This is a genomic window from Neobacillus bataviensis (genome assembly GCF_019969725.1).
The window spans coordinates 1-24,925 of the sequence record NZ_JAHXYW010000006.1 but is presented as its reverse complement, the minus strand read 5'-3'; the positions used below and the strand labels follow the sequence as shown (position 1 = coordinate 24,925).

The following is a 24,925-nucleotide window of genomic DNA, read 5'->3' as shown; positions in this document are numbered from 1 at the left end:
TAGGAAATTGAATGTATATTGTATAATACCCATTTATGGAAAAATTTATAAAAATCGCATAAGAACTTTGTTGGATACCCGCATAGGCACTCACCCAAATCTGCCTATAAGAATACCTTATGCTTAAAACGATATGAAAAACGGAGGAATCGGGATGGGGTACTTTGTTACGGTAGAACCGGGTGTAAATTTATATGTTGAAGATATTAACCCAAGCGGAAGCAAGACCATTGTCTTTATTCATGGCTGGCCGCTCTCCCATAAACAGTTTGAATATCAGTTTGATGTTCTTCCTGCAATGGGTTACCGCTGTATTGGGATTGATTGGAGGGGCTTCGGGAATTCAGATAAGCCAATCAGTGGATACACTTTTAACAGACTGGCAGATGATATTCGCGCGGTTGTTGGTACATTACAATTGCAAAATGTCTCACTCGTTGGCCACTCCACCGGAGGAGCGATCGCGCTTCGATATATGACCCGCCACAACGGTTACGAGGTGTCCAGGCTCGTCCTTGTTGACGCTGCCGCTCCCACAGGCTTTACAAAGGAAACGGCCAATAAATTCCTTAAGGAAACCTTAAACGACCGCCCGAAGATGATGCAGGAAGTGACGGATAGCTTTTTCTTTCAATATATAACACCAAGATTCTCAGACTGGTTTTTTCAAATGGGGTTACAGGCGGCTGGCTGGTCGACTGCTGCAGTCGTTGTATTATTAAGAGATGAGACGCTTTTTGAGGATCTTCCCAAAATAAATGCGCCCACTTTAATTATTCACGGTGTTCATGACAAAGTGATTCCGTTTGCTCAAGCACAGGAAATGAATCATAAGATAAGAAATTCCCAGCTTGTCCCGTTTCAATATAGTGGCCATGGTCCTTTCTGGGAAGAGCGTGATCGGTTTAATCAGGTTTTGGCACAATTTGTTTAATAGGAGTCGGCTGCCATTGGTGCAGCTTTTTTATTTTGCTTGCAGAAAGTGGATGGTCTAATTTCCGATGAATTGGATGGTCATTAAACACACCGGTTGCGTTATTATATATTTGTTATTAATTTATAACACTAATAAGAGGTGCAGTATGAAAATAATGTTTGGTTTGGTCATATTGATCTTAATTTTTTCAGTGGTTTCAACTCTAATACTTACGAGGAAGCCTGACGAAAACTATAGAGGTTCAACCAAAAGAAATACGACTAATTTAACGTTAATATATGTGGTTATTATTTTTATCGCTTTAGTTTCTTTAGGGATTTACATTTGGTTGACTTAAACGGAGATGATGAGTATGACTTGGACTGTGGTTTCGATTATTCTTATAAGTCTTGTTAAAATTTTGATGACCTGTCTTCCGACCGGCCCTGTGAACTGGCTTATGAGCAAATTTCAAGTTCATTCAAAGCTTAGCGCAGAAGATGTAACCATAACCTATGATGGATATAACTTAGAAGATGAAGACAAAACTCAAATTATCCATTCTTTTAATGAAGCAATATTTATGAAGCAGCAATATATTTATCCAGGGACTGAGGATTTTTATTTGCATCCGGAGAACGGGGATACTCCGTTGGTCATTGATACCAAGAGCGGCAGGTTATTTGTTTACACCCATGAGGATCATGTTGATGTAGTTAAGCAGTCTAAGAAAAAGGTAATCGCGTACAGTCTTTTTTCTGATTATCTTCAAAAACGGTCTTTGTCGGTAACTGGAGATGTATCTTAAAATCTTTGCAAACAATAATGGACCTGCTCGTAACATTTGAGCGGGTCCATTTTTTGTTTGTATGGCTCTATTAATTTTTAATCCAAGTTAATATTCTTATAATTTGGAATGGGTCATTCCAAGTAATAATAAAACTCAAGAGGAAAAATGCCGCTGCGGCAAAAAATTTTATTTTTCCCTGTTCTTTTTTAAACATAGCTCCAAAACTTAACAAAAAGCCAATAAACAATACACCAAATCCTGATACCATTAGAGGCTCAAAGTGACTTGGATTCATATAAGAGGAACCGAGAAGCAGGACACCTATAACAGCAAATAAAATAGAAAGTTTACTCAGCATTTTCATAAAGACACCTCTCTTTAACCAAATTATACCAATACGTGATTGGTTTGGCCAATATTTTGAGGCGGTCTTAATCCCAATCAGACATTAGGTTGTAACTCTGAAAAAAGGCAACAGTTATGTAAACTGTCACCTTTATCAGAGCTTCCAGTCTGGAAACCCTTTGTCTTTTTGTTTTTCATACTCTTTCATTCTTGAGTATGAATTTCCCAGTCTGCTTACAATGTAACCTTGAGGGCTCTTCGTTTCTACTTTACCGGATAATTCTTCTAATTTTATCCTTGCAAACATGTTTGCCACTGTAGCTAAGCTTTCAATTGTGTCCATTAATTCAGGGTTATCACTGTTGTAACGTTTAGCAATGAAGTGAATATAATCAAGTCTATTTTTAATAAGCTTAAGCGTTTCGGTATCAAACTGTTCATGTTCCATAACATTCCACTCCTTATCCATAAGCTTATGTGAAAAAAGGAATTTTGGAACACCAAAAATAAATAATTGGAAAAGGTTCTTTTTTCCTTTAAATGATTATAATTGCAATCAGAAAACATTCCCTACAAAGGTATCTGGGCAATAAATTTCACTATTCCATTGGGATATCCCACCATTTTTGGTGCCCATAGCCGGTCGTCCCCTTGCTAATGCTTTTGAATAGTGCTACTATAAAGAGGAATTATTTTTGTTCGGTGTAAAGAAAGATGTATTAGTACTGACTTTCGTCTTGAAGATCACTGAGAGCAAGGATAGTAATACAATGTGTGTACTAACACACTAGGAGGCAACAAAAATGGAAAAAGGCAAAGTAAAATGGTTTAACGGCGAAAAAGGATTCGGATTCATCGAGCGTGAAGGTGGAGAAGACGTATTCGTCCATTTCTCAGCTATCCAAGGCGAAGGCTACAAAACATTAGAAGAAGGTCAAGAAGTGACTTTCGACGTTGAGCAAGGTCAACGTGGTGCACAAGCAGCTAACGTTCGTAAAGCGTAATATAGATATAGAATTAGCCTCTAAATTTTAGAGGCTTTTTTATTTTTATAAAAAAACAAAAAAACCCTACTCATAAATGAGCAGGGAACATTAAAAAACAGTAAATCAAATGGTAAAACAAGTGTACCATACAATTAGAGAATGTCCTAATTTCGGCAAGTTGTTACATTTTAGGAGAATACACATTAGGTCGAAACAACCGTTAGAGCATCCGTAAACCTCTTTATCCCTTCATTTATCATATCTTCTTTTTCCCTCGCAAAGGTAAACCGGGCAAATCCCTTTTCCGTCCCCATGGTTGTTCCAGGAACATAGATGACTCCCCTTTTAATCGATTCCTCTAACAATTGAGTTTCATTAAACTCTTTTTTGATCCTGCACCACAAATGAATGCCGCCCTCTGGGATATGAAATTCGACCTGATTTTTTAAAAAGCTGTGAAAGCTGGCAACCATTTGGTCTCTTCGACTTTCTAACTGCTTCACTAAATTCCCGATGTGGGATTCAAACTCCTTTGATTCTAAAAAATCATTGGCAATCCATTGAGAGTAACTGGCATGTCCGAAGTCGACCTGGTGCTTGGCGTCTGCCAGCCTTTCGATCACTGCCTTTGGTCCGATGATCCAGCCGATTCGCAAACCTGATGCCACTATTTTTGTCAGGGAGCTTATATATAAAACATTCCCATGCTGGTCCAATGATTTGAGCGTTTCGATTTTTTCTCCATTGAAAGAGGTAAGGCTGTACGGATCGTCCTCCACGACCGGAATCCCGTATTCAGAAGACAATTCAAGAATCCTTTTTCTCCGTTCGACGGGCATAAGCGTCCCTGTGGGATTTTGAAAAATAGGATTCAAAAAAATCATTCTAATTCTATGCTTTTTATATAAAGTGGTGATGTCATCAGGGTTTATTCCGTCCTTGTCCCCTTTTAAATAATAGGTTTTAATGCCTGCAGATTTAAAAACAGGAAGATTGTAATGATAGGAAGGATTTTCAATTGCCACGGCGTCGCCTGGTTTTAACAAACATTGAACCACCAGATGCAAGGCCTGCTGTGCTCCCGATGTCATTAAGATCTTAGATGGATGGGTTTCGATGCCGCGAAACTGTTTCACATGATTCGTAAGGGTCTGCCGGAGGATCACATTTCCCTGCGGATGGTCGTAACCCAAGGTTCCGATAAAGGATCGGTTGGCCGTAATTTCTCTTAGCGAAGTCAGCGGAAACAGGTCCTCAGATAATTCCCCGCTCGCTAAATTGATAAGTTTATGGTCTGCCATTTCTTTATGGATTCTTTGCGTGACAGGCAAATTCGGCAGAAACGACCCAGCCTCAATATACCGGTTCCAGCTAGGAATCCGTTTTTTGGCCAACCCCCAAATATCTTTACTGACGGTTGTTCCGCTGCCACGGTTCCGATCGATGAGTCCATTGGATTCCAGCTCGTCATAGGCCGCGACGACGGTGCTTCTGTTTACTCCAAGCTCTTTCGCCAAACCTCTTTCAGAAGGCAAGGGCTTGTCATGCGGAAATGTCCCATCAGCAATCCCGTTCTCAATATACATAGCAAGTTGTTTATAAATGGGTATTTTCGATTCTCGGTCCGGTTTCCAATCCATTTGCTACATCCTTTGATTTTAATTAGTCTCTTCTTACATATTGTAAACTTTTTCGATATATAATTCATTGCGGACGCAGATTTTGAAAATTAGGACCACAGGCGTAGAGACAATTAAGTCTCTGGCACATTTTTAATTCATTTTCTTCCTATTAAAATAAAAGCTGTTCAAAGAGCATCTTATTAGGGGGATAAATAAGTTGAAAAAAATAGGTCCTAAGGGCATGAAGTGGCTGAAAATAATCCATGTTTTTCTAGTGATATTATTTTTTGGCGGTATTTTAAGTTCAATCGCCTTAAATCTGCACATTGATTTTTCAAAATATGATGAATCCTATCTTGGCTATAAAAACATGATTGTTATTAGTGATAATATCGTCAGATGGGGCGCGGTTGGAACATTATTAGTTGGTTTCACTTACGGGTTTTTTACAAATTGGGGATTTTTTAAGCATGGATGGGTTGGCGTTAAATTTATTCTGTATATCATTCAGACCATTGTAGGGATTTTTGTGGTGGACAAGTTGATGGTGGCAAATATGGAATTATTGGAAACTCAAAAAGAATTGGCTTTGAATAATCCCGTTTTTATCCAAAATCACGAAATAAGGCAATATGCTGTCATTTTCCAAGTGGCCGTCACCGCTTTTATTTTTATCATTTCCTTTTTAAAGCCTTGGAAAAAGAAAAAGCTCACTTAAAAAAATTAGAAAAAGCTGCCCATAGCGGCAGCTTCCTCCTTTTTAAAACTAATATTTAGGATTTTCACCAAATCGATTGTCGCCTTGGCTGTCTTGGCACAAAAAGACAAGGACAATAATCCAGCCGACTAACGGAATGAGCCCAATCAGCTGCATCCATCCGCTTCTTCCGGTATCATGAAGTCGGCGCGCTGTAACAGCTAGCGTTGGTAACAATAAAGCCAAACCATAGAGTCCCGTTAAAATATTATTAAGGCCTAGGACATTTTCTATAATCGCAAGTATAACGTCAAAGATGAAATAGAAAAGAATAAACATCCAATATTCCTTACGGCGTGCTCTTCCTTCGAAGCCAGCATAATTCTTTACAACTTTCAAAAACCATTCCATTCCAATTAACCCCCTTGGAAGTATTTGTCAGAAATATTAATAATTACAATATTAAGTATATCAGTTTATAAGAATAATATGTTAGGGAATTTTGATATTCTATGAGAGATAATGTCTAAAGATGGCGAAGGCAAGTTACCTTGGCCAGGCTTGCCGCCTGGCTTTTGAGGAAAAAAAAGAACAAATCCATGTTCAAAATGGATTTGTCCTCTTAAGGATGTTAATTATTGATTAAAACGTCCGCGCTGTCGAAGTAATTCGCGGTTCAGGTTAGGATTTCCTTCAAAGGCTGCACGCCCATGGAACCAGAATATATTGTTAATAACAACTAAATCCCCGACTGGAAGCTCGAGCTCTGTAACACTCTCATCGGTTTCCAATGAATGTGAAAGGTCACGAAGGTATTTAGCTTCTTCAATGGTTTCAGGATAAACAAATTGGTCGATGAAACATGCACCAGGCTTATTATTGTAATTGAAGAAGGTTAAGCGCTGGATTTCTTGGTCCACATTTTTACTTGATGGTGCTTTATAAGTAAACTTATGGCTTGATAATGGATGATTTAAAAACTTATCAAGGTCTTTCCAATCATCAAGGTGTAATAATCGGGATTCCCCGCCCCGGGCATTTTCCTCGACCATTTTCATCATTAACAGCCAATCGGTTGGCTCATCCACAAAAGTCCCATCTGTATGAAGAGTGAATAAGCGATAGGCTTGACGAAGATAGGAGTCACTGTTATCGGTATGTTTGACAGAAAAGCGTGCGTAATATTTACCGGACATCGAATCAAAGTTTGATGAACCTAATAAATAAGAAATTGCAGTGGAAAAAATAACGTATTCATCTGTATCCTTCGTAACACCTTCCAAGCCAATCGTAAACCCGCCTGATTCACGGTCATGAACAATGTTTCGCAGTAACTCGCCGAATTCATCACCGACTTGATCCAATAGCATGGAAGCGACAATAAGACGGGCATATGGGGTATATTCTAAATGCTGGACCGAATAGTTTTCTGCTTTGACGGCATTTAAAAACCCTTGAATTGCTTCTTTCGAAAGTTGAATGTAGTATAGACGGTCTGTTTGTGGATGAACGTTCACTTCATACATTTTTGTTTTTGTTTCAAATTTTCCTCTTTGTTTTTGTTTTTCTACAATTGCCATTTTTCATTCCTCCAGTTTTGTGTAAGATCGGTAAAAATATGGAAGCCAAGGAATATAAAAAGCCAGCTGCACAAAGTTCCCTAAAATAGCAGGGACTCAATGTACAACTGGCTTTATTCACTTCACAGCTCTATGGTAAATAGAGTCACAATGAATTAGCAGTTAATTGATATTTATATTTCCTGTTTCCAAGTATTTATAATCTATCCACGGTTCTGAAAGGGGTGTTATATCAGAAAGCGGAAGTATTAGAAATATTTTCTATTATTAGTATAATTTGTATATTATAGATTGTCAATTAGTTATTTTATAAGAATGATTATACCTTCTGTATTTCTTCTGTTTTTATTTGATGGAAATGTAGGCCCAGATCCTTTAATGCCGCAACAATAGCATTTGTTGCCTTGCCCCGGTAGTAGGTTTCAATTTCTTCGATTGCATCTTCTACCCCATCTTTTAAACTAATGCCCCTTAATATACGGCCAATAAAGTCGCGCCCATGTTCGGTTGCTAGAGTGCAAGATGCCTCTAAGATAACACCATATTTCATATCTACTTCAGCTGTAATTGTTAACGTATCGAAGACACTTTTTGCCGCCATTCCTTGCGGCAGACGTGCGTGGCCAGCAAGAAAAATTATTTTTCCATTTAGCATATTGGGCCTTCCTCTCGAAAGAAATATTTAAACGAATGTAGCTACTTTTAAGTTTGTTTGTTCTGGTATTCTATTCACAACTTCTTTTCCTATTTCGATGGAGGCCGTTGCAGCAGGAGATGGCGCGTTGCATACATGGATTGTTCGTTTTCCTTGAATGATATGGAAGTCATCCACCATATTTCCATCGCTCCTTAATGCTTGAGCACGGACTCCTGCAGGTGCAGGGATTAAATCATCTTCTTGGATTTCAGGAATCAGTTCCTGAAGGCTCTTTGTAAATTGTTTCTTGCTGAAGGAGCGAATATATTCATCCAGCCCCTCTCTCGCAAACTTCCCGGCCATTTTCCATAATCCAGGAAAGCTTAATGATTCTATTAAATCCTTTGCATTAAAATCTGTCTTTCTGTATCCTTCCCGTTTAAAGCTAAGCACAGCATTTGGTCCTGCATCGACTTCACCGCTGATCATTCTGGTAAAATGAACCCCCAGAAACGGGAACTTTGGGTTTGGCACCGGATAAATTAAATTTTTTACTAGATAGCGCTTTTCAGGTTTTAATTTGTAATACTCGCCTCTAAAAGGCAAAATCTTCATATCAGTTTTATATCCGGTTGCTAAAGCTACACGATCGCTGTGAAGCCCGGCACAGTTAATGACCATTCCAGCTTTTAATATTCCGCGATTCGTTTCAATGATTACTTGATCCGATTCCTCATGCATTTTCTCCACTTTTGTATTTAGATGAATCTCTCCGCCACTCTTTTGGATCAGTTCGGCGAACTTTTCACTAACTTGTCTGTAATTTACGATGCCAGCCATCGGAACGCGGATTGCGCCTAATCCATTAACATGTGGTTCAATTTCCTTTAATTCCTCTGAACCGATTCTATGAATAGCTAATTCATTTTCAAGCCCTCGTTTATATAAATTTTCAAGAAGCGGTAATTCCTCTTGTTTCGTTGCAACGATTACTTTTCCGCAAATATCATGGTCTATTCCATGTGTTTGGCAGAAGACGATCATCGATTTACTTCCTTGGCGGGCAAACCGGGCTTTGAAACTGCCGGGCTTATAATAAATGCCGGAATGAATCACGCCGCTATTATGTCCGGTTTGATGTTCCGCAACACCGGATTCCTTCTCAATGACGACAACCTTTGCATTGGGAAAACGCTCATAAATGGCCATCCCTGTTGATAAACCCACAATTCCTCCGCCCACTATTGCAAAATCATACATTTTCAATAGGACCCCTCTCCGTTTTGATTCACCTTATACCACTGGATCCATATAAACAGTCTTCACTTCTGTATAAAACTCAATAGCCGCTTTTCCCTGCTCGCGGCTTCCTGAACTGGAATTTTTAACGCCGCCAAAAGGCATTTGTGGTTCTGCTCCTGAAGTTTCCGAGTTAACATGTACAAGTCCTACTTCCGCGTCTTCAACAAAGCGGCGGGCCAATGTCAGGTTGTTGGTGCAGATGGCTGCGCTAAGACCAAATTCCGTCTCATTTGCCATTTCCACTGCTTCTTCGTAATCTTTGACTTTAAATAAGGAAAGAACTGGACCAAAAATTTCTTCACGGGCAATTCGCGCGTCACGAGGCACATTTTCAAAGATTGTTGGTTTTACATAAAAACCATTTTTTAATTCTTCCTCTTCCGGAATCCCTCCACCGCAAAGCAGTGTTGCTTCTGATTTCCCTGCTTCAATCATTTCGAGCACACCATCAAGCTGTGCTTTTGATACGGCGGGTCCGATATAGGTTCCCTCGTGAAGCGGATTACCTATTGTTAATTCCTTCGTCCGCTTTACTAGCAGGTCACGAAATGACTCGTAAATCCCTTCTTGGACAATCACACGACTAGTTGCTGTACATTTTTGGCCAGTAGATTTAAAGGCTCCGCCTACAGTTATTTCAACTGCTCTATCAAGATCTGCATCATTTAGAACAACAAGCGGATTCTTCCCTCCCATTTCCATCTGTACCTTTTTCCCGTGTTCTACAGCCTGTTTTTGAATCTGCCGTCCTACTTGGTTCGAACCGGTGAAAGAAATCGCTTTTATATCTGGATGTTTCACCAATTCATTCCCAATAACAGAGCCTCTGCCGAATACACAATTAAGGACACCTGCTGGCAGACCTGCTTCATCAAAAGCTTTCATGACGTAATAAACAGATTTCGGCGTTAAATCAGCAGGCTTAATCACCACTGTGTTTCCATAGATAAGAGCTGGGGCCATCTTCCATACTGGGATGGCAATAGGAAAATTCCATGGTGTAATTAATCCGACAGGACCTAAGGGTGTACGCGTCGTATACAAAAATGTTTTCTCACTAGCGGACGGTATGACGTCACCAAGCGGCTGCCGTGCTTCAGCTGCAAAATACTCGAGGATGCTTACTGCGCGGTTCGCCTCCCCCATCCCTTCTGAAAATGCTTTTCCCTCTTCCTTAATAAGATCCCGTCCTATTTCCTCTATGTTTTCTTTCAAAAAAGCCGCTGCCCTTTGTAAATAAGCTGCCCTTTGTTGAATGGAGAGTTTTTTCCAAGCTGGAAAGGCTCTTTTTGCAGCAGCTGCCGCGTCGTGTACATCAGCCGGGGCACTGGATGGGAATTCCCCTAAGCTTTCACTGTTATGTGGACTCAGGTTTTCTTTATATTCCTTTGTAGACGGCTCTTTCCATTGTCCGTTAATGTAATTTAAATGACGCATCCATAAATCCTCCTAAAATCATCTATTATTCTCTTTTTCACCTTTTCCTTTATGCTGGATTGCTAATATCAGCATCATCTTTCACACTAGCAGTCGTTATTTGAATCTTCCGACAATTCGAAGTCTATTACACTACCTTATCAGGCTGCTCCTTTGATAAGACAGTTGCATCGCTTTTCTTTCTAGTAAATTTAAAATAGTAAAAAATATAACAAGCGGCAACAAAGCCAAATCCTATATACAGTGATGTCCGCTGGGCTGCATCGAATGCGGTAAACACAACGATCCCTGCGCACATGATGAGGCACAGAATTGGAAGGAGAGGAAAGAAAGGTACTTTAAATTTTAAATCCTTCAAGCTTCCTCCATCCGCCATATACTGTTTGCGGAATTTATACTGTGCAAGAGCGATCGCCATCCATGTAACGACCCCTCCAACCCCGCTGATAGCCAACAGCACCACAAATAATGTTTCCTCTGCTATGACACTAGTAAGCAACGATAGTAAGGCAAAAACAAGTGTAACAAGCAAGGCATTCATAGGTACCCCACGCTTGTTTACCTTTCCGAACACACGGGGAGCTTGACCGCTTTGGGAAAGAGAAAAAAGAATTCTCGTACAAGCAAATAAACCTGTGTTCCCAACGGAAAGAATAGCCGTTAAAATAACGAAGTTCATAATATCCGCCGCATAAGGAATACCAATCATATCGAATACTGTTACAAACGGGCTTTCAAGTACACCTGCTTTTTTCCATGGAACAATGGCTGATAACACAAAAGTTGCCAGCACATAGAAAAGTAAAATACGGACAATGATACTCCGGATTGCTTTTGGGATACTCTTTTCGGGCTCCTCTGTCTCCCCTGCTGCAACCCCCATGATTTCCGAACCCATAAAAGAATAGACGACTGTCATGATTGATATAAATATACCGATGAATCCCTTTGGAAATAATCCATCACCAATAAAGTTTGAAAGGAATGGAGCAGATTGCCCCTTGATCGAAACCAATCCGAATATTGCAGCCCCTCCAACCACGATAAAAAAGAGTACGGCCAATATTTTTATGGCAGAGAACCAATATTCCATCTCAGCAAAGCTTCTTGTTGTCAAAGCGTTTATTCCAAATAAAATCAAGGTGAAAACGGCGCACCACACCCATACTGGTACATCAGGAAACCATCTGGCCATGAGCAAACCGGCAGCGATAAATTCTAGACCTACATAGATAGCCCAGCTTAACCAGTAAGTCCAGCCGATCATAAACCCAGAAGCAGGGCCGATAAAGCGCTCTGCATGGGCCTGAAAAGAACCGGAGACTGGCATCACTACCGATAGCTCTCCTAGACAAACCATAACCATGTACATCAGTAAACCGCCGAATAAATAGGCCGTGATCGCTCCCATAGGTCCAGCCTGACCAATCGCATACCCGGACCCTAGGAAAAGACCCGTACCAATGACTCCCCCTATCGAAAGCATAAATAAATGTCTGCTTTTCATCGAACGTTTTAATTCTTTTGGTTGACTTCCCTGTTCTGGTTTCATCTAATTCCCCCTTTATTTTTCTATCCCTATGAATGAACTGCTTATCTGACTGCTGCTTTTTCAGACGGATCAGCAAACTCTAATAAATCACTGACTTCTGGCTTAAAGATTTCATACGCAACATCTCGCTGATATCTGTTTTGTTTCTTCGCTTCTGAAAATAGTTGAATCGTATTTTTTCGGCATAGCTTTTCAATATCATCCATTACAGCCTGTGGGTCTGGTTTGACCAGTCCAAAAATCACAGCGTCATAAAATCTGATGGCCCCTAGGTTCGCAACAAAATCATTGACGATGTCAATTCCTCTTTGTTTGATGATTTCATCTCCTTCGGAAGAGACTGGGATATTAGCTGCTTCCACAATCAAGCTGGCTTTTACCGTATCTGCATTAGACTGGTTAATAACATCCTCTAACGCACACGGGATGAGAATATCGCAATCTACATCCAGCCAGTCGGAGTTTGGCCTTACCGTATAGTTCGGTTCAAAATAATTGGTATCCATTTCGCCATATACATTTTTATGGTCAATTAGGGTTTGAATATCCAATCCTTCTTCACATGTGACTAACAGATTCGCATCTGAAATTCCCACGATTTTATAACCTAATTGAGACAGTTTTAATGCGCAGCTGGCTCCTACACAGCCGAAGCCTTGGATGACAACCTTTGCTCCGTCCTTGCCATTTTTAAACTTCCAAGCTTCATCTGCCGAAAAGGCAACACCATATCCTGTAACAGCATCATTTAAAAGCAATCCATCCATTCTTGTTTTCATCAGTCCATCAAAATCCTTTATCCCTTGAAGAATCGCAGGATCTTGTTTCATTGATTTTGTTAGAGGGATATCAATGCCAAATTCGTTAAAGATTTGGAGGACATCTTCATATTTCGTACCAAGATCACTTCCTAAAGATACACCGTTATCGATATAAGGCATCATCGCAATTAAAAATCTTCGTAAGACGGCATAAGCATCTGGAGCTTTGTAATCATACTTAATACCTGCTTTACATCCACCGGTCGTTCCGCTGTCACTAGCAACATACTTATAAGCCATTGCTTGGGCTAATCTTTCCACCTCTTCTTTTGTTACAGTCGGATGCATTCTCGTGCCGCCGCCTGTATATCCCTTTACGAGATTATGAACTACAAGCCACCCCTGTGCATCCGTTTCCGTATCATTCCACTCGACAACTAAATATGGTTTAGTCATTCCAATCCCTCCCAAAGATTTATCCCTTCACGGTAAGTACCTATTCAAACCAGCCTATTGGCTTTGGTTCCAAATGAATGTTAATCTGTTTCGTTTCTTGGTATTCGTCCAATCCGTACGTACTAAGGCTTCTGCCGATGCCGCTTTGTTTATAGCCTCCCCACGGCGCTTGAATATTTGTGAGATGGTAAGCGTTCACCCATGTAATACCGGCACGGACCCTTTTGATGACTCGCATGGCCTTGTTATGATCGGTAGAGAAAACCGCTCCTGCAAGTCCATAGTCTGTGTCATTGGCGATCTTGACAGCCTCTTCTTCATCTTTGAATTTCTGAATGGCAACAACGGGGCCAAAGATTTCTTCTCTGACAATCCTCATATCGCTTGTTACATGCGTAAAGACGGTAGGTTCGATGAAAAATCCTCTATCCATTCCATCTTTCTCTATTCGATTACCACCAAGAACAAGGGTTGCTCCTTCTTCTTTCCCAATCCGAATGTACTCTAGTATACTTTCAAAATGCTTTTCGCCGACAATGGCACCCATTTGGGAATGTTCATCATTTCCGGGGCCAACCCTAATCCCTTTTGCCTTTTCTACAAATTTCTCCACAAAGGTATCGTAGATCCCCTCTTGGACAAGAAGACGGCTCCCCGAAGAACAAACTTGCCCTGAGCCCAGAAAAATGCCGAATAGGGCATAATCAACGGCTGTTTCCATATCCGCATCATCAAAGATAATGTTCGGAGATTTCCCTCCTAACTCAAGGGACACTTTTTTCAAATTACCTGTTGCCGCCTGCATGATCCGACGGCCGACTTCTGTACTTCCAGTAAAGGAAACAATATCTACCTCATTACTTTCGGCAATCGTCTGGCCCACTACTGATCCGATTCCCATAATCAGATTAGCTGCCCCTTTTGGCAAATCGGTCTCATCCATCAGTTCAAACAATTTTACCGCTGTCATCGGCGTAATTTCCGCCGGCTTTAGAAGAATGCTATTACCCGCTGCCAACGCCGGTGCGATCTTCCAAACACTCATCAATAAAGGAAAATTCCATGGAACAATCAATCCGGCAACACCCATTGGTTCCTTCACGATTAATGTCTGCATATCCCCGGAAGCTTCATACGATTGGCCATTAGGCATCGTAAGCAGACCTGCATAATAACGGAAGGTAGAAGCGGCTTCCTCTGCATCTGACTGTGCTTCTCTTCTCGTCTTTCCGTTATTCTGTACTTCTAAATCGGTTAACACATCTATGTTTTCCTGCAATTTATCAGCAATCTGAAGTAAAACGGCCGCCCGCTCCATTGGTGATTGACCCGACCACACAGCGCTTTCAAATGTTTTCTTTGCTATTTTAATAGCTTCGTTCGTTTCTTCTTTTGTTCCTAACGGAGCCCTGGCAATGACTTCCTGTGTGGCAGGATTAATAATATCCATTTTTTCCGGATTACTAGATTCAATCCAATTCCCGTTCATATAATGTTTCAATTCTATTACCAAAGCTTTGTTCCCCCTATCAGTAGGCTTATAGTCTATCAATTGCTGAAGTTAGGAAATTATCCGTGTTTTGGACGGAATGATGCAATATATTCATCTGAATCCTTGTATTCCAATACACCTACTGCCTCTACATCTACTACAACCATATAAGGTTTATTGCTTTTGACTGCATTTGCTAATCCTTCTTTAAATTCATTGACCGAGCGTACTTTCTCAGATTCGAAGCCCATTGATTTTGCCATCATGACGAAATCCGGGTTTTTCAAATCAACGGATGTGCGTCTGCCATATGCTGCTTCTTGGTAGTATCTTAAGATCCCGTAACCGCCATCATCGAATAATAGGATAATAATCGGCGCATCTTCCTGAATTGCGGTAATCATCTCACTAGCATTCACCATGAATCCACCGTCACCCGCAATCAGAACAACCTTCTTATCCGGCTGACCGATTTGGGCGCCAATTGCCATTGGCAAGCCTTGACCGATTCCACCACCGGTCATGTAAAGGTAATTCCTTGGTTCGTAAATGTCGAACAATTTATTCCCCCAAGTGTATCCAGGAATGGTCACGTCCGTTACCAGGACCGTACTCTCGGGCAGCAGTTCACGCATGATATCAGCAACTTCACCATATGGCCCGATTTGGCTGCGGAGGTCATCACGGACACCTTGACGGGCAGACTTCACTTCATCCACATAAGCTGGATCAGGCTGGATCTTCTTATTAGTCAAAACACTGTTGATCTCTTGTAAAACGGCCTTGGCATCTCCGACCAGTGTATACAACGTATCAAAGTTGCGGTTAAATGCATTTGGATTCAAATCGATATTGATATGATTTTCAGGTACCGGAAGTGTCCAGTTATATGTTTCCCCGCCCCGGAACCGGACCCCAATACTAATGAGAAGATCCGACTTTTCCAGCAGTTCCTTCACTTGTGGTGTAGCCACAAAGTTGCCGATGCAAAGCGGATGATTTTCAGGGATGGCCCCTTTACCGGACTCGCTTGTAATGACAGCAGGCTGTATGTTATCTACTAACGTTTGGAGTTCCTCTGACGCCCCTGAAGCAATCACTCCATGTCCTGCCCAGATGACCGGTCTTTTTGCGGCGGCGATTTTTTCCCCAATATCAGCCGGAATGTTTATTTTCACTTTTGGGTCTTGAACGGTTTCCACTTCAATCAATTGATTATTTGGAATGATCTGCGCCTGAAAATTTGTTGGAATGGAAATCGTTACCGGACCTGTAGGAACAGTCAGCGCCTCATTGATCGCTTTCCTAATAAACGGTGTGATTTGCTTTGGCCGCTTCAACAAATGGGCAGATTTGTTTGCACCATCCATCATTTTCAGCTGATCCTTCGCTTCGTGAATATAACGTTGATCTGTTCCAATATAATTGGAATCAGCCTCCCCGGTAATGTGCAATAATGGCGTTCCTGAGTTCCATGTTTCCGTCAATGCACCCGCGCCGTTCCCTGCTCCTGCACCAGTACTTGTTAAAACAACGCCCAATTTCCCTGTAGCACGTGCATAGGCATCGGCCATGTTGACTGCTCCACTTTCACCACGGGCAGTGACCATACGGATGCTCCCTTCACGCAGCATCGCATCATAAATCGGCAAATTGTGAATACTGACGATGCCGTATACTACTTCCACCTTTGCTTGTACAAGCTCTTTTACAATTGCATCTGCAACCGTGAATTCTGTTTGATTGTTCATTGTAGTGTCCTCCCATATCTAATCATATTTCTTAGAAGCTTATCTTCACTGGCCATTGATGGCGTTTTCATAAAGATTGTGGAAATATTTCATTGCATACTCAGTCGGAGAATAAACTCCATACTTGAAGGCATTCGTGTGGAAACCTTTCTGCAATAACTCCACAAGGTCGAAATCCTCTTCTCTAACCTGATCCACGAAACGAATCAGTTCCTCCTGCTCTTCACTAATTTCATCGGATTTAAAGTAGTAGCTATAGATAGCCAGGGTTTTATCCGCGGACAGCGGTAAAATTTGGCTTGTCGTCATATTTCCCTCTTTTCCAGGGTAGATACTCACCATCAAGTTGGGCCACACCCAATAAAAATTGGCGTGATCTCCTTGATCTTCCTTTGATTTATTAGTTAATTCTGAATATTGACACGAGAAATTGGCATGTAAATCGATATGGTAATTTTTCATGTCAAAGGTTTTTGAAAACTCAGGGTGTGCAATCTTACAGTGGTCGCACTCCAAATAGTTATCAACAACCGCTTTCCAGTTAGCATCTATGACTCTTTGTGTAACACGAATCTTTTTCAATGAATCTAGGAATGTGTACTTTTCCAAACTGGCCATGAAATCTCCATAGGTTTCTGCCATTGGTCTTGCATCCGGATTCAAATTGATAAAGATCATAGACTGAAATACTTCAAGTTTCACTTTCGTCATACAGCTATGGTTTCCTATTTCATTCGTAGTAAAGTTCGGCGCTTTATTCAATTTTCCGTTTAAATGGAAGGTCCAGCCGTGATACGTACACGTGAAAACCTTTTTATTTCCGCACTCACTTTTTTCCACTATCGTCCCTCTATGCGGACAAATGTTGTAAAAGGCATTCAATTCATTGTTTTTACCCTTGCTAATAATTATCGGCTGATCGGCTATATCAAAAGTGAAGAAATCCCCTGCTTTCTCCACTTGGCTCATATGTCCTGCAAGGATCCAGCTAGATTGGAAGATTTTCTTCTTTTCCTTTTCAAATATTTGTGGACTCACATAATTTTCATACGGAATAGTGTGCTCCAAGGCATAATCGGTTTGTAACTCTTTCATTTTGCCATTCTCCCTTCTAACATTCAAACCCCTTAAAGTATTGTTTTCATAAAATATATATTGCAAATTCCATGCCAACTGTCTTCATTCATCATTACTGGGCTTTACAGGATTTCAAACATTGAAATTGAGTTTATTTGTGTTCAAAGCTTCCAATATATGCGTCTTGCTCCTGTCATTTACAGTTCAAAATATTTAGACTATTATAAGGTGTAAAGTGATATAAGTCACACCTACAAGGGTTATAGCTCCTTAGTTTGTTAGAATCACCTGGCAGTTTATTTTTCTGAACACAATTGTGCTCAGGTTGAGTTCGTTCACACTCACATGTTGTTTTCGGGAGGTCAATCATGACATTATCCAATATTTCAACCGATTTAGATTTAAATTTGGAAACACTCATTAAAATTTTGGATTATTCTTCTGATGAAATTTTTGTACTGAATAAGGATACGAAAATTATTTATGTAAATGATGCCTGTAAGAAGCATTATGGTTTAAATAAGGAAAACGTTTTAGGAAAAGTAAGCTTGGAATTAGTGAACGAAGGCTATTGGTATCCCTCCATTTTCCCTGATATATTGGAAAAAAAAGAGCCGATCTTAATGAAACAAACCACCATCCTCGGTGCAGAGCTTCTTACTTCCGCCGTCCCTATTTTAAATGATAATAAGGAAGTAGAATTGATTGTAACAACCGCAAGGGAACTGCAGAGCTACAACATGCTGAAGGTAAGAGAAAAGGATTCAAATCACAGAAAAGAAATGGATGATCCATTCGGCAGCATTATGACAAATAATGAAAAGATGAAAGATGTACTGAAATTTGCCAAGAAGGTGGCGGCTGCGCACTCTACTTTATTGATTCTTGGGGAGTCCGGAACAGGTAAAAGCATTTTGGCCCAATATATTCACGAAAACGGCAGTCGAAAGAACGGACCCTTTTTAACTGTCAATTGTGCTGCCATCCCTGCTGATTTAATAGAATCTGAGCTCTTTGGCTATACTCCTGGATCTTTCACCAATGCAAACCGTTCCGGAAAAAAAGGGATACTTGAAAGTGTGGATGGGGGTACACTTTTTCTTGATGAAATAGGGGACATGCCTTTGCCTCTTCAGGTTAAAATACTGCAAGTCATTCAGGAGAAAAAGTTCATTCCTATTGGCGGGAATAAAGAAAAGAAAGTGGATATCCGAATCATTGCCGCAACCAATAAAGATTTAAACAAAATGGTAGAAAATAAAATGTTTAGAGAAGATTTATATTATAGGCTGAACGTCGTTGATATCAAAATGCCTCCGCTTCGCGAAAGGCAGGAAGATATCGTCCCGCTCATCTATAAATTCATATACAAATTTAATCGAATCCATGAAATGAACAAATTCATTTCTAAAGATTGCCTTGAATGGCTTACCCATTATCCTTGGCCCGGAAACATAAGGCAATTAGAAAACCTGATCGAAAAGCTTGTTATTGTAAGCGATGAGGTCATCGGTATCGATGACCTGCCCGAAGGCATTTATAACCAAGGACTGAAGCAAATCGAAAACAGTGCCCCCGATTCCCTTCATGAAGCGATTGAATTGGCCAAAAAAGAGATGGTTGTAAAATCTTATAAGCTGAATAAAAGCTCTAGGCGTGTAGCCAAGGATCTGCAAATAAGCCAAACGTATGCGGCCAAATTGATTAGAGAGTATTGTCAGGGCCTGCCTGTGGATTGAGCATCAATTTAATCATGTGACAGATAGGAGAAGCCCTTCAAATCAAGAGGGCTTCTTTCTTTTGTCATGATCCTTATCTTATTACTGCCAATTACGAACTAGAATTCCGCGAAATTTTGATTTGATTCCGCGAATCTGGACAGGAATTCCGCCAATCTGAACTAGAATTCCGCAAATTACTCTATTAATTCCGCAAAAATCCATCCTTTGCGCCACTTTTTAGCAAATTTTTCCCGAAATACTAGCAAACTATGGTAAAATATTAAGAAAAAAGGGATATAGAGGTGATTTTTACAAGATGAAGAAAACGATTTTTCGTACGCTGTCGACAGCAGCGCTTTTTTCGACGCTTTTTGCTGGATCCGCCCTCGCCGATACATACAAAGTTCAAAAAGGTGACACCTTATCAAAAATTGCCTCGAAATATAATACGAGTGTTCAAGATATCAAGACTCTGAACGGCCTGAAATCCGATAATATCTATGAAAATCAAACTCTCATCATTTCCGCTGAGCCCCAGGCACCACAGACGACCACTTACACCGTAGTCAAAGGCGACGCTCTAATTAAAATCGCCAACCGTTATAACGTCACGGTCGGTGAGCTGAAGCAATGGAACAACCTAGATAGCAATATCATTTATGTTGGACAAGTCCTGAAGGTTTCGGCTCCGAAACAAACAACGGCGGCAACTAAGCCAGCCACACCAGCACCGGCACCTGCTCCAGCGCCGCAGCCGTCCACCACGACAACCAGTGAATATACCGTTAAGAGCGGCGACAGCTTGAGTAAAATTGGTGTGCAATTCGGCATGACGGTTGCACAGTTAAAAACATTAAATAACTTGAAATCTGACATGATTTATGTCGGGCAAAAACTGAAGGTCACAGCGGCGCAAACATCAACGACGACACCACCGGCACCGAAGCCAGCCATGCCTGCTCCAACGACACCTGCTCCATCAACGGTCTCCGAGTATACGGTCAAAAGCGGTGATACGCTTGGGAAAATTGCCGGGCAGTTTAACATGACGGTTCAGAATTTGAAGTCGCTAAATGGGTTAACCTCCGACAGAATTTATGTCGGGCAGAAGCTGAAGGTATCGGGCCAGCAGCCTAGTACCACTACACAACAGCCAACCGATTTTGCGTCGAAGATGATTTCGACTGCAAAAAGTTTGATCGGTACGCCTTACGTATGGGGCGGCAGCTCTCTTTCCGGATTTGACTGCAGCGGGTTCATTTATTATGTGGCGAACCAGGCGGGCATGAAGATCGGCCGTTATTCCGCTGATGGATACTACAGCCGTACTTACTATGTGACCCAGCCAAAACCAGGCGATCTCGTCTTTTTCGAAAATACATATAAGCCAGGAATCTCGCATATGGGAATCTACCTTGGCGACAACCAATTTATCCACGCCAGCGAATCCGGAGTGGCCATTAGTAATTTAAGCAATTCTTATTGGAAACAGCATTTTGATGGATTTAAGAGGTTTTACTAACACGAAAAACACTTGGAATTCCAAGTGTTTTTTATCGTTTGAATTTTTCAAACAAATATTGAACTCCATAAAGTAAATAGGCTTTATAGTGCAGGTAGATAAAAAACTGAAAATGATTTAGCCGATTCAGCCGGGCGATTTTCAATTTTTTTAAAATATCAACGAAAAGAAAAGCAAAGAATCCATCAGAAATCACATTAAGCAGTACAAACTTTTTAAAGTTTCCGTATGAATATTTAAGTATCCACATCGATATAGGCATATATGGGCCTATGCTGAAAGGAAGCTCGTCCCTGAGGAAGGATTTTCGTTTATCATAAAATTTCCACCAATTCCTCTTGTGGCCGTACATATGATTGAGAATCTCAAATAAAACGATAAAAACGCCCGCAACCGAATAACGTTTTATACTGCGTTTTCCGATAAACAACAACGATAACCAGGGAATCAAAATGAACAATAGATTAAATATTTTGTGCCTCTTTGTTGCCATAAGCGATTTCACCCCAACCTACTGTTTATTCGCTTTTGTTATCCTATCCAAAAATGCCAAAAAAATCCTTTCAAAAATAAAAAGTTGCCCATGATAGGCAGCTTTATTTTTCTGAAATATAGGAAATAACTCTTTCAAAAGCATCTAGCTGGTCTGAAACAAGGAAAGCAGGTAGAAGCATCAGAGCAAGAAAAACCACAAGATTCGAACCAATCCCTATTTTTATAAAGCTTTTTGTAAACTTCATAATAGTCCCTTCTTATTTATAGTAATATTACATACTATGCTGATATATCGAAAGGGATTGGATGAGTTGCTCATAAAAACATAAAAAAGCTGTTTAGTTTTACTTTTTCTTTTTGAACGCTAATAAGGTAAGAATTATTGCCACTATAACAAATATATAAATGGGAGTCATCCAAATGAAGTAAATAGAGCCGGGCATGGAATGACCAAATTTATCTTGGATAAATCCAGTATAAATAGTGATGGAATTCCAATGGATGCTAACCGGATTTTCAGCCATAACGGAGATTTTATGAAGATATAATGTTCTGTGAGTGACACGAAACACTACATATAGTAAGCTGACCATTAACAACATATTGGCGATTAATAATTTTTTCATAGTAATACCTCCTCCAGTATTACTTATGAAACTATTAGGACAAATAGTAGCTCCGCTTTACAATTCATCCATCCTTACACAAGACATTCCCCGGCCTTCTATTTCTTTAATAGTTCACTCGAATTCTTCTCAAATAGTTTCAGAGCTGTGGAAGATATTTTTTTATAGTCTTTTTCTAACCATACATTAATCTTAGGCTCATAATCTTTATTAAAAATGCTAGAAGACAAATTCTTAATTATGTTGAAAGAAGCATACGGATGGGGAAAATCAGGGTCATTTTTTGCATCGTTCAGGAATTTCTCTAGAATTAAGTGGTTTTTGGAATAAATAAGTTCTACTAGTTTTGCCCGATATTCTAATTCATAGGACTTCAAACCAGGAAAGTACTTGTAATCATATAAATGCTGCGCTTCGTGTTTTAAATAGGACACCTGAAATGGGTCGTCATCTAAGTCTTTGTAACGTTTGATATTACAATACAAACCATCTTCGTTTGCCCATCCACCTACGGATCGATTGTTAAAAGTTGCGTAGCCCATCCAGCCTTCAAGTATAAAATCTGACATCATATGTACTGATACTGGAATTGATTGCTGAGGTATTTCAACATCAAAATTAACTGTTTTTGTCCGTTTCCAAATATATGCCCCTCTAAATGGAGGAGTAACTCCACCTCCTTTTAAAGTAAAGCATTCTCCTCTGATATTCTTTTTCATCTTCCATTTCGTTATATTCTATATATCATACGAATGATACGAATAAAAGAACAATTGTATTTTCTTCCGTATACTTCATAGTTAATACCCATAAAATAATCTCAAGTTAGCTGAAAGTCATTTTACGGAAATTACAGAATTCTTACAAAATGTGCGTTGTAGATTAGGGAATAAAATCGAAAATTACTCCAAAGGAGCACGTGTTAATGGAATCTGAACACATCACTAAATTGACCGCTGCTGAAGTTGCACAAATTTGGTCCGCCTATATGAACTCCAGCATGTGTAAATGTTTGTTTACATACTTCTTAGAAACAGTGGAAGATAGTCAAATACGCTCGGTTATTCAACATGGATTAGAATTAGCGGAAACTCATTTAGCGAAATTGTCAGCGTTTTTTCAAAAAGAGGGGTATCCAATACCCTGTGGTTTTAATGTAGAAGAAGATGTAAATATGGCCGCTCCAAGATTATTTTCAGATAGTTTTATGTTGCATTTAATTCATAATATGGGTGTAATGGCACTTAGTTTTTATGCTATTGCCAAAACATTCTCTGTTCGTTCAGATATAGATAAGTTTTTTGCTGAATGCGTTAAGGAACTGAATGAATTCGATACGAATTCGAAAAATCTTTTGTTATCAAAAGGCTTATTCATTCGGTCGCCTTATTTAATACCATCAAATGAGGTCCACTTTGTTAAAAGTCCAAATTTTATATCCGGATTACTAGGGAATAAAAGTCCCTTAACAGCCATTGAAATTACAAATTTGTTTGCAAACTTACAAAAAAACGCTTTTGGTCAAGCAGTAATGATGGCATGGAGTCAAGTTGCTCAATCCAAAGAAGTAAAGCAATTTATGGAAAGGGGAAGGAAAATTGCCTTCAAACATACCAAGGTATTTGGTTCCGCGTTAGAAGAAGATTCTTTACCTGTTCCGACGTCTTGGGATACTGAAGTAACGGACTCAAAAGCAGCTCCCATTTCGGATAAAATGATGATGTTTATGGCTACTACTTTAACCGCATTAAGTATCGGATTTTATGGAACAAGTATGGCAACCTGTACAAGAAAAGACTTGGCTCTCGATTACGTTCGCTTATCCGCAGAAATTGCTTCATTTGCTGAAGACGGAGCGAAAATAATGATCGATAACGGCTGGCTGGAGGAACCTCCGCTAGCTGTGGACCGTGATAAACTAGCGAATTAATTACTCTAAGATAAAAAGCTATCTTTAATTTAAGGATTAAATATTGTTCCTACTCTTATGACAAACTAATGGAGACTAAAAAAGGAGGAGGAACATGGGCAATAAGTTTGAAAAGAACACATTAAGAATCCTATTTATCCTTGGCATCGGTGCCTTTTTTAATCTTATTAGAAAGCCGCCGATGAAAGAATGGATTATCATTTTTTTGTTAAAGAGTTACATTGCTTCGATTTTAGACAATATTCTTGTGAAAAAAGGTTATTTTAAATACCCAGTTAATTTATTTAAAATCTTCGACATAAGTGCTTTGTTTAGTTATTTACTTTTTCCGATCATTTGTATTTATTTCAACCAGATTACTAAGAATTCAAATATTAAAGGGATACTTTTTAAGTGTTTATTATTTAGTCTTCCATCTGCTTTGGCTGAACATTGGCTTGAAAGAAAAACAAAATTAATTAAATATAAAAAATCCTGGACCTCTGTACATAGCTTTTTTTCAATCGCTTTTACGTTCCTAATGGTGCGTTTTCTAATGACATTAATTAGAACAGCTTCTCAGAAACAATGAGGATAATTTTCATTGTTTCTGAGTTCTCTTATTTGAGTTTAATCATGGAAAAATTACTCCTTTTTACACCGTTATCACAAGAGGCCAAAGATTTTCATTACCACCCACAAAACGATTACACCCCATATCAAAACAATTATGGAACCGGCTATCCAATTCTTTGGTTTAGTGCCTTTCATCCTTTCTTCAGCCTTAGCTTCACATTCAGACAGGACATTCTTGGGTATCATTTTTAACGCGAACCATATCCCTAACGGAAGAAGAATGACATCGTCCAGATAGCCCAGAATTGGGATAAAATCTGGAATGAGGTCAATCGGACTGTATGCATAAGCTACTACACAAGCTGTGAATAATTTAGCATACCAGGGTACTCGTTTATCTTTACAAGCATAGTACAGAATGAATATCTGCTTTTTTAAATTTCTAGCCCAAGTCTTGATCTTATTAAACATCTAATCACCCATAACTATAATTTCTTGATTTTATTATAAAACTGCATTCCCGTTGTGTAAAAAAGAAAAGGCGCCATAATGTAATGCACCCCAAAAGTTAGAGGAAAATCTGACTCTTGGGGTGTTTTTTATGGCTAAATATAGTGATGAGTTTAAGCTCATGGTTGTAAAAGAATACAAAGAAGGTACTTTAGGACATAAGCT

27 protein-coding genes are annotated in these 24,925 nt (G+C 39.7%); 8 read left to right on the top strand and 19 right to left on the bottom strand.

Features of this window, described 5'->3' with window-relative positions; genetic code table 11:
- Positions 1 to 154: 154 nt before the first annotated feature.
- Positions 155 to 934: an alpha/beta fold hydrolase gene (locus tag LC455_RS16190; RefSeq protein ID WP_223592322.1), complete on the top strand. Its 780-nt coding sequence runs from the start codon at positions 155 to 157 to the stop codon at positions 932 to 934.
- A gap of 355 nt (positions 935 to 1,289) precedes the next feature.
- On the top strand, positions 1,290 to 1,724 hold the full coding sequence (locus LC455_RS16185) for a YfmQ family protein (RefSeq protein ID WP_223592321.1): 435 nt from the start codon (positions 1,290 to 1,292) through the stop codon (positions 1,722 to 1,724).
- A 70-nt stretch (positions 1,725 to 1,794) separates the two neighbouring features.
- Here the strand turns inward: LC455_RS16185 and LC455_RS16180 are convergent, their stop codons facing one another.
- Entirely contained in the window at positions 1,795 to 2,070 is a 276-nt protein-coding gene (locus LC455_RS16180) for a hypothetical protein (RefSeq protein WP_223592319.1), read from the bottom strand.
- A 135-nt stretch (positions 2,071 to 2,205) separates the two neighbouring features.
- The gene (locus LC455_RS16175) at positions 2,206 to 2,499 is read right to left on the bottom strand and encodes a hypothetical protein (protein WP_223592317.1); all 294 of its coding nucleotides are present in this window, start codon (positions 2,497 to 2,499) and stop codon (positions 2,206 to 2,208) included.
- Positions 2,500 to 2,854: 355 nt separating this feature from the next.
- On the opposite strand from LC455_RS16175, the gene LC455_RS16170 reads away from it, so the two are divergent.
- Positions 2,855 to 3,055 (top strand): cold-shock protein, encoded by a 201-nt coding sequence (locus LC455_RS16170; RefSeq protein WP_027322326.1) that lies wholly within the window; start codon positions 2,855 to 2,857, stop codon positions 3,053 to 3,055.
- A gap of 185 nt (positions 3,056 to 3,240) precedes the next feature.
- Here LC455_RS16170 and pdxR read toward each other — a convergent pair whose 3' ends face one another.
- Positions 3,241 to 4,677: a MocR-like pyridoxine biosynthesis transcription factor PdxR gene (pdxR, locus tag LC455_RS16165; protein WP_223592316.1), complete on the bottom strand. Its 1,437-nt coding sequence runs from the start codon at positions 4,675 to 4,677 to the stop codon at positions 3,241 to 3,243.
- Positions 4,678 to 4,876: 199 nt separating this feature from the next.
- On the opposite strand from pdxR, the gene LC455_RS16160 reads away from it, so the two are divergent.
- A complete protein-coding gene (locus LC455_RS16160; RefSeq protein WP_223592314.1) occupies positions 4,877 to 5,377 on the top strand; it encodes a DUF2269 family protein in 501 nt (166 codons plus the stop codon).
- A gap of 48 nt (positions 5,378 to 5,425) precedes the next feature.
- Here LC455_RS16160 and LC455_RS16155 read toward each other — a convergent pair whose 3' ends face one another.
- The 10 genes from LC455_RS16155 to LC455_RS16110 form a co-directional block, all read right to left on the bottom strand.
- Positions 5,426 to 5,767 (bottom strand): DUF805 domain-containing protein, encoded by a 342-nt coding sequence (locus LC455_RS16155; RefSeq protein ID WP_223592313.1) that lies wholly within the window; start codon positions 5,765 to 5,767, stop codon positions 5,426 to 5,428.
- Positions 5,768 to 5,991: 224 nt separating this feature from the next.
- A complete protein-coding gene (gene glaH, locus LC455_RS16150) occupies positions 5,992 to 6,936 on the bottom strand; it encodes a glutarate dioxygenase GlaH (RefSeq protein WP_223592312.1) in 945 nt (314 codons plus the stop codon).
- 319 nt (positions 6,937 to 7,255) lie between these two features.
- Entirely contained in the window at positions 7,256 to 7,591 is a 336-nt protein-coding gene (locus tag LC455_RS16145) for a DUF3870 domain-containing protein (RefSeq protein WP_223592311.1), read from the bottom strand.
- Between the two features lie 27 nt (positions 7,592 to 7,618).
- Complete coding sequence (lhgO, locus tag LC455_RS16140) at positions 7,619 to 8,833, bottom strand: L-2-hydroxyglutarate oxidase (RefSeq protein WP_223592310.1); 1,215 nt, start codon at positions 8,831 to 8,833, stop codon at positions 7,619 to 7,621.
- 33 nt (positions 8,834 to 8,866) lie between these two features.
- Positions 8,867 to 10,312 carry an aldehyde dehydrogenase family protein gene (locus LC455_RS16135; protein ID WP_223592309.1) on the bottom strand — a complete coding sequence of 482 codons (1,446 nt, stop codon included), beginning with the start codon at positions 10,310 to 10,312 and terminating at the stop codon, positions 8,867 to 8,869.
- A gap of 127 nt (positions 10,313 to 10,439) precedes the next feature.
- Complete coding sequence (locus LC455_RS16130; protein ID WP_223592308.1) at positions 10,440 to 11,864, bottom strand: amino acid permease; 1,425 nt, start codon at positions 11,862 to 11,864, stop codon at positions 10,440 to 10,442.
- A gap of 41 nt (positions 11,865 to 11,905) precedes the next feature.
- Positions 11,906 to 13,081, bottom strand: a complete 1,176-nt coding sequence (locus LC455_RS16125) for a Glu/Leu/Phe/Val family dehydrogenase (RefSeq protein WP_223592306.1) — start codon at positions 13,079 to 13,081, stop codon at positions 11,906 to 11,908.
- Between the two features lie 40 nt (positions 13,082 to 13,121).
- Positions 13,122 to 14,570, bottom strand: a complete 1,449-nt coding sequence (locus LC455_RS16120; RefSeq protein WP_223592734.1) for an aldehyde dehydrogenase family protein — start codon at positions 14,568 to 14,570, stop codon at positions 13,122 to 13,124.
- A gap of 80 nt (positions 14,571 to 14,650) precedes the next feature.
- A complete protein-coding gene (locus tag LC455_RS16115; RefSeq protein ID WP_223592304.1) occupies positions 14,651 to 16,324 on the bottom strand; it encodes a thiamine pyrophosphate-binding protein in 1,674 nt (557 codons plus the stop codon).
- A 45-nt stretch (positions 16,325 to 16,369) separates the two neighbouring features.
- Positions 16,370 to 17,419 carry an aromatic ring-hydroxylating oxygenase subunit alpha gene (locus tag LC455_RS16110; RefSeq protein ID WP_223592302.1) on the bottom strand — a complete coding sequence of 350 codons (1,050 nt, stop codon included), beginning with the start codon at positions 17,417 to 17,419 and terminating at the stop codon, positions 16,370 to 16,372.
- A 350-nt stretch (positions 17,420 to 17,769) separates the two neighbouring features.
- Here LC455_RS16110 and LC455_RS16105 point away from each other — a divergent pair, with 350 nt between their 5' ends.
- Positions 17,770 to 19,140, top strand: a complete 1,371-nt coding sequence (locus LC455_RS16105; protein ID WP_223592300.1) for a sigma-54 interaction domain-containing protein — start codon at positions 17,770 to 17,772, stop codon at positions 19,138 to 19,140.
- An 81-nt stretch (positions 19,141 to 19,221) separates the two neighbouring features.
- On the opposite strand, the gene LC455_RS31465 is transcribed toward LC455_RS16105, so the two are convergent.
- Entirely contained in the window at positions 19,222 to 19,344 is a 123-nt protein-coding gene (locus LC455_RS31465; protein ID WP_263297818.1) for a hypothetical protein, read from the bottom strand.
- A 94-nt stretch (positions 19,345 to 19,438) separates the two neighbouring features.
- On the opposite strand from LC455_RS31465, the gene LC455_RS16100 reads away from it, so the two are divergent.
- Complete coding sequence (locus LC455_RS16100; RefSeq protein WP_223592298.1) at positions 19,439 to 20,644, top strand: C40 family peptidase; 1,206 nt, start codon at positions 19,439 to 19,441, stop codon at positions 20,642 to 20,644.
- Positions 20,645 to 20,675: 31 nt separating this feature from the next.
- On the opposite strand, the gene LC455_RS16095 is transcribed toward LC455_RS16100, so the two are convergent.
- From LC455_RS16095 to LC455_RS16080, 4 genes are all read right to left on the bottom strand, one after another.
- Complete coding sequence (locus LC455_RS16095) at positions 20,676 to 21,137, bottom strand: hypothetical protein (protein ID WP_223592297.1); 462 nt, start codon at positions 21,135 to 21,137, stop codon at positions 20,676 to 20,678.
- Positions 21,138 to 21,240: 103 nt separating this feature from the next.
- Positions 21,241 to 21,384, bottom strand: coding sequence for a hypothetical protein (locus LC455_RS16090; RefSeq protein WP_223592295.1), 144 nt, complete (start codon positions 21,382 to 21,384; stop codon positions 21,241 to 21,243).
- A gap of 99 nt (positions 21,385 to 21,483) precedes the next feature.
- Positions 21,484 to 21,765 carry a hypothetical protein gene (locus LC455_RS16085; RefSeq protein ID WP_223592294.1) on the bottom strand — a complete coding sequence of 94 codons (282 nt, stop codon included), beginning with the start codon at positions 21,763 to 21,765 and terminating at the stop codon, positions 21,484 to 21,486.
- A 98-nt stretch (positions 21,766 to 21,863) separates the two neighbouring features.
- Positions 21,864 to 22,484, bottom strand: coding sequence for a hypothetical protein (locus tag LC455_RS16080; protein WP_223592292.1), 621 nt, complete (start codon positions 22,482 to 22,484; stop codon positions 21,864 to 21,866).
- 206 nt (positions 22,485 to 22,690) lie between these two features.
- Here LC455_RS16080 and LC455_RS16075 point away from each other — a divergent pair, with 206 nt between their 5' ends.
- Together LC455_RS16075 and LC455_RS16070 are read left to right on the top strand one after the other, a co-directional pair.
- Positions 22,691 to 23,695, top strand: coding sequence for a DUF3231 family protein (locus tag LC455_RS16075; RefSeq protein WP_223592290.1), 1,005 nt, complete (start codon positions 22,691 to 22,693; stop codon positions 23,693 to 23,695).
- Positions 23,696 to 23,789: 94 nt separating this feature from the next.
- Complete coding sequence (locus tag LC455_RS16070; RefSeq protein WP_223592289.1) at positions 23,790 to 24,266, top strand: CBO0543 family protein; 477 nt, start codon at positions 23,790 to 23,792, stop codon at positions 24,264 to 24,266.
- A 74-nt stretch (positions 24,267 to 24,340) separates the two neighbouring features.
- Here the strand turns inward: LC455_RS16070 and LC455_RS16065 are convergent, their stop codons facing one another.
- The gene (locus LC455_RS16065) at positions 24,341 to 24,721 is read right to left on the bottom strand and encodes a YkvA family protein (RefSeq protein WP_223592287.1); all 381 of its coding nucleotides are present in this window, start codon (positions 24,719 to 24,721) and stop codon (positions 24,341 to 24,343) included.
- Between the last annotated feature and the right edge of the window lie 204 nt (positions 24,722 to 24,925).